Source organism: Streptomyces glaucescens (assembly GCF_002154375.1).
Lineage (GTDB): Bacteria > Actinomycetota > Actinomycetes > Streptomycetales > Streptomycetaceae > Streptomyces > Streptomyces glaucescens.
In genome coordinates this window covers 142-5,218 of sequence record NZ_MUND01000027.1, presented here as the reverse complement: position 1 = coordinate 5,218, position 5,077 = coordinate 142, and the positions used below count along the sequence as shown (strand labels likewise).

Genomic DNA, 5,077 nt, shown 5'->3' with positions numbered 1-5,077 from the left:
GGTGGTGTCCTTCGTACGGGAGTCGGACGGGCGGCCGTCTCCAGGCCGGTTCGTTGGGCCATCCGCGCGGCAGTGGAGCACGGCGCCCGCGCCGGGCGCGCACGCCGAGCCGCACGCCTCCTCCCGGCCGGGCAACCCCACCCCCGAGGGCGCACCCGCGTGGTGGCGCGCCCTCGCGATGCTGCTCGCGCCCCTGGGTGCCGTCGGCTATGTGCTCTGGGTGGGCCACCGCACCGGCAAGGGTCCGCTCGGTTACCTGGACGTCCAGGCGGGCTGGCGCAACGGCTTCGACGGGGGCTACGCCTTCGCCCGGTTCGTCGCCGAAAAGTTCACGTCGTTTCCGTCGGCCCTGGCCGGGATCGGCCTGATCGCCGGAGTCGGACTGGTGATCTGGCTGTACGTCGTCTGCGTACGACAGCGCCAGCCGCTCCCGCTGCTGGTGTACGCCGGGACGGTCACCGCCCTCGCCCTGTGCGCGTCGAGCTACTTCGGCTCGAAACCGCGCCTGCTGCTGCCCGCCTTCCCGCTGCTGCTGCCCCTCGCGCTCGCCCTCGCCCGGCTGCGCCCCTCCCGGTCGGCGCTGGTCACGGCGGTCCTGGCGGTGGGATCGGCCGTGTACGGGGCGTTCTGGCTGAACGGCTCGGGTCCGCCCTGACCGGCCCGGCTACAGCCGGTGAGCGCCCGGCGAATTCGACCCCATGCACCGGTGAACGAATTCATAAGCGGCGCAAAACCGCCCCCCGCGGAATGATCAAAGGAATTGCAGGGAACACGATCCGGTCATTGCGGAATCACTGGAAATAAACCCGCACCTGAGAGCAATCCCACATCACATCGTCATTACAAACCCAGTGATTCGGCAGGGAAGTCAGCTCACTCGCTGTAACGTCGATTGGGTGCGTACCGAACCAAAGCCGACCCGGCTCGACCGGATCTTCGCCCGACTGGACCGCGAACCGCAGCGGCCGGTCCTCGACGTGCCGCGCATGACGCGGCACCGGGTGGTGCTCTTCGGCGCGACGCTCGCCTTCTACCTCACGATCGTCCTCGCCGTGGTGACCACGTCGTGGCTGGTCCGGCTGGACTGGCAGGCCATGCTCTTCCGGCCCTACCAGCAGTGGCCGGAGATCCACGCCTTCCTGGACTACTGGGTGGTCCTCGGCCAGCGCGGCCCCACGGCCGTGATGGTCGCGGCCTGGCTCGGCTGGCGCTGCTGGCGGCAGCACACCCTGCGCCCGCTGCTCGCCTTCGGCGCGGCACTGCTGCTGCTGAACGTGACGGTGGGCGCCGTGAAGTACGGGCTGGGCCGCTCCGGGCCGCACTACGCGACCGAGGTCGGCTCCAACGAGATGTGGCACTGGTTCCAGGCCGGCAGCGACATATTTCCCTCGGGCCACACCGCCAACGCGGTGGTGACCTGGGGCATCCTCGCCTACCTGGCCTCCACGCCAAGCGCCCGCCGCTGGCTGTCGGCCCTGTCGGCGGTGCTGTCGCTGAGCGTCGGCCTGACCACTGTCTACCTCGGCACGCACTGGCTGAGCGACGTCCTGCTGGGCTGGGCCGCGGGTCTGCTGGTGCTGCTGGCGCTGCCCTGGCTGGAGCCGACCATCGCGACCGCGGAGGCCTGGCTGTTCACCCAGCGCGACCGGCTTCGGGCCCGACTGCGCGCCCGCCGCCGCGGCGCCCTCCCGACGCCCGAGCCCGTGCTGCTCACCCCGGTCCAGGCCCCGGCCGCCGAGGAGGAACCGGCGCCGCTGCGGGAGATCGTCCCGCCGACCGCCGCGCGCCCCTCCCGGACGTCGGCGCTGCTGGCCCCGGGCCCGCACACGGCCCGCTCGGAACGCACCCCGGTCACCCCGGCCGGCAGCCGCCGCCCGCCGCACCCCGACCGCCTGGCCCGCGGCACGGCGGGCCAGGCGGCGCGTCCGCTGACCGGCGGCTGAGAGCGCGTGAGTGAGGCCCCGGTCGCGGTGACCGGGGCCTCACTCACGCGCTCTCAGCCCTTCCAGGCGCGCGCCACCCGGCCGTCCCTCACCTCGAAGTTCAGCCGTCCCATGCGGTACTCCATCGTGATGATCGCCCCGGGCGGCAGCGCACGCACGGTCGACCAGCCCCGTTCCCGGGCGCGCCGCTCGGCGGCGTCCGCGTCGAGGCCGACATAGGTGTCGGGGCTGTCCTGGGGTTCTGCGGAGGGTTTCGGAATCGGTGCCATGCCGCCACGCTAGGCGCGGGCGGCGGCGGAGGGAAGGGCGGTCCGGGAAGGGCAAGCCGACACGCTGGGTCACTGATCCCCCTCCGGTCACACTTCTGTCACAGGATCACGACACACGTTTCGGACGGGGCCCCTCACACGAACGAGCGGTTCCCTACGCCTTCCGCAGGCATTCGAACGCAATTCCCGCGTGTCGGCGCGGCTCGTCGAATTGCCCGGCGGAAAGTGCCGGGAGGACCGTCCAGGAAGCGCATTCCATTCCCATTCCCGGCCGGGGCGCGGCGGCCGATCCTGCACAGGAAATCCACGCTTCCGGCACGGAAGGCCCGTATGCGCCCTGTCGCGGCGGGCGACCGCACCAGCACCCTGGCGGCAGCCCGGCCGCGGATGCGGCGGCCGGGGCCCGGGACGCGACGAGCGAAGGGGCGAGCGAACATGGGGACGCAGACGGCACCGGCGACGGCGCGGCCCGTCCGGACCAGGGCGCACGGCCGGGTGATCATCGACTGGCTGACCACCACCGACCACAAGAAGATCGGGCATCTGTACCTGATCACGTCGTTCGCGTTCTTCCTGGCCGGCGGGGCGATGGCGCTGGTGATGCGCGCCGAGCTGGCCCGGCCGGGGCTCCAGCTGGTGAGCAACCACGAGTTCAACCAGCTGTTCACGCTGCACGGCACGATCATGCTGCTGCTGTTCGCGACCCCCACCTTCGCGGGCTTCGCCAACGAACTGATGCCCCTGCAGATCGGCGCCCCAGACGTCGCCTTCCCGCGGCTGAACATGCTGTCGTACTGGCTGTTCCTGTTCGGCGGGCTGATCGTGCTCGGCTCCCTGCTGGTGCCGGACGGGCCGGCCGCCTTCGGCTGGTTCGCCTACGCGCCGCTGAACAGCCTGGAACGCTCGCCGGGGGTGGGCCCCGACCTGTGGATCATGGGGCTGGCGCTGGCCGGCTTCGGCACGATCCTCGGAGCGGTCAACTTCATCACCACCATCATCGGGATGCGCGCCCCGGGCATGACGATGTTCCGGATGCCGATCTTCACCTGGAACACCCTGTTCACGTCGATCCTGATCCTGCTGGCGTTCCCGGTGCTGGCCGCGGCGCTGCTCTGCCTGGAGGCGGACCGGCGGTTCGGCTCGCATGTCTTCGACGCGGCGAACGGCGGGGCGCTGCTGTGGCAGCACCTGTTCTGGTTCTTCGGGCATCCCGAGGTGTACATCATCGCGCTGCCGTTCTTCGGGATCGTCACGGAGATCATCCCGGTCTTCAGCCGGAAGCCGATCTTCGGCTACATGGCGCTGGTCGGCGCGACGATGGCGATCACCGGTCTGTCGGTGGTCGTATGGGCGCACCACATGTTCGCCACCGGTGCGGTGCTGCTGCCGTTCTTCTCCTTCATGAGCTTCCTGATCGCCGTGCCGACGGGCGTGAAGTTCTTCAACTGGACCGGCACCATGCTCGGGGGCTCACTGTCCTTCGAGACACCGATGCTGTGGTCGGCCGGCTTCCTGGTGACGTTCCTGTTCGGCGGGCTGACCGGGGTGATCCTGGCCTCCCCGCCGATGGACTTCCACGTCACCGACTCGTACTTCGTCGTCGCGCACTTCCACTACGTGGTGTTCGGCACGGTCGTCTTCGCGATCTTCGCCGGCTTCTTCTTCTGGTGGCCGAAGTTCACCGGGAAGCTGCTCGACGAACGGCTCGGCAAGATCCAGTTCTGGACGCTCTTCGTCGGCTTCCACACCACCTTCCTGGTGCAGCACTGGCTGGGCGCCGAGGGCATGCCGCGCCGCTACCCGGACTATCTGGCCGCGGACGGCTTCACCGCCCTCAACACGGTCTCAACGATCGGCGCGTTCCTGCTCGGCCTGTCCACGCTGCCGTTCCTCTACAACGTCTGGAAGACCGCCCGGTACGGCACGAAGGTGGAGGTCGACGACCCCTGGGGCTACGGCCGGTCCCTGGAGTGGGCGACCTCCTGCCCGCCCCCGCGGCACAACTTCACGGCCCTGCCGCGGGTCCGCACCGACTCCCCGGCCTTCGACCTGCACCACCCGGAGTACTCCGCCCCCGCCCCCCGGCACACGGACCCGGCGCACGACAAGAGCATCCCCGGGCACCCCTGAACACCCCGTCAGGGCTGGTACGCCACCTCGGGGACCAGGGGCGGCGGCGCCCCGTGACGGCCTGGGCGGCCCGGGAGGGCCGCCGCGTCGTCTCCCCCGTCGTGTCCTGTGCGGTCGGCGTCGCAGGCACGCTCTCGCCGTCGCCGTCGCCGCCGTCGCAGGCCGCGAGGGCGGGGGTGAGGAACAGCAGCAGGGCGGCCGTGAGGGCCGTGCCGCGGCCCCCCGTCCCGGGGCCGCGAGCCCGCCGTGCCGTCCCCCCGCCCGAGGTCGCTGCCGAGAACCCGCCTGGCTCACCAGCGTGTGTCGGTCCGGGCCCGGTGCGCCGGGTTCTCCCAGGGGCGGCCGCGCCGCGGGGCCGTGGGGTTCAGCGGTGAAGCAGCCGAACCGCGGTGTCGCCGAGCGGCGGGCCGAACACCGCGGGCGTCCCCACCGGGTAGTGGGCACGGGCCGACCCCGCCGGGAGGGCGATCATCATGCCCACCTCGATCAGATCCGGACGGGCACCGATCGTCGTCCTGTTGGCCTGGTAGAGCGCCTGCCAGCCGCCCTCGACGCGGTACTTGCGGGCGATCGAGCTGAGCGTGTCCCCGCGCTTCACGGTGTGCATCCGCCCCTTGAGCCCGTACCGCTTGGAGCAGACCGGCCAGGCCTCCCAGCCCTGCACCGCCAGCACCTCCTGGGCGACGGCGATCTGCTCCGCGCGGGTGGCGAGGTCCGCGCGGGGGGCGTACTTCA

Annotated in this window: 4 protein-coding genes and 1 pseudogene; 3 read left to right on the top strand and 2 right to left on the bottom strand. The window is 71.3% G+C overall.

Translation table 11 applies throughout. From position 1 onward, the window contains the following. Positions 1-655: pseudogene (locus CCN42_RS02220) on the top strand (hypothetical protein); the annotation flags it as partial. Between the two features lie 241 nt (positions 656-896). Then, positions 897-1,943 (top strand): phosphatase PAP2 family protein, encoded by a 1,047-nt coding sequence (locus CCN42_RS02215; protein ID WP_086732812.1) that lies wholly within the window; start codon positions 897-899, stop codon positions 1,941-1,943. 53 nt (positions 1,944-1,996) lie between these two features. On the opposite strand, the gene CCN42_RS02210 is transcribed toward CCN42_RS02215, so the two are convergent. Beyond that, entirely contained in the window at positions 1,997-2,212 is a 216-nt protein-coding gene (locus CCN42_RS02210) for an I78 family peptidase inhibitor (protein WP_086173559.1), read from the bottom strand. A gap of 435 nt (positions 2,213-2,647) precedes the next feature. Between CCN42_RS02210 and ctaD the strand changes: the two genes are divergently transcribed. Beyond that, positions 2,648-4,342, top strand: coding sequence for an aa3-type cytochrome oxidase subunit I (gene ctaD, locus CCN42_RS02205; protein WP_086732811.1), 1,695 nt, complete (start codon positions 2,648-2,650; stop codon positions 4,340-4,342). Between the two features lie 364 nt (positions 4,343-4,706). Here the strand turns inward: ctaD and CCN42_RS02200 are convergent. Beyond that, positions 4,707-5,077 (bottom strand): LysM peptidoglycan-binding domain-containing protein (locus CCN42_RS02200; RefSeq protein ID WP_245877113.1); only part of this gene is annotated, 371 nt, incomplete at its 5' end.

Bases quoted from the DNA above. Each gene is read 5' to 3' on its own strand.
- ctaD (WP_086732811.1), top strand. From the start codon at position 2,648: ATGGGGACGCAGACGGCACCGGCGACGGCGCGGCCCGTCCGGACCAGG.
- CCN42_RS02210 (WP_086173559.1), bottom strand. From the start codon at position 2,212: ATGGCACCGATTCCGAAACCCTCCGCAGAACCCCAGGACAGCCCCGAC.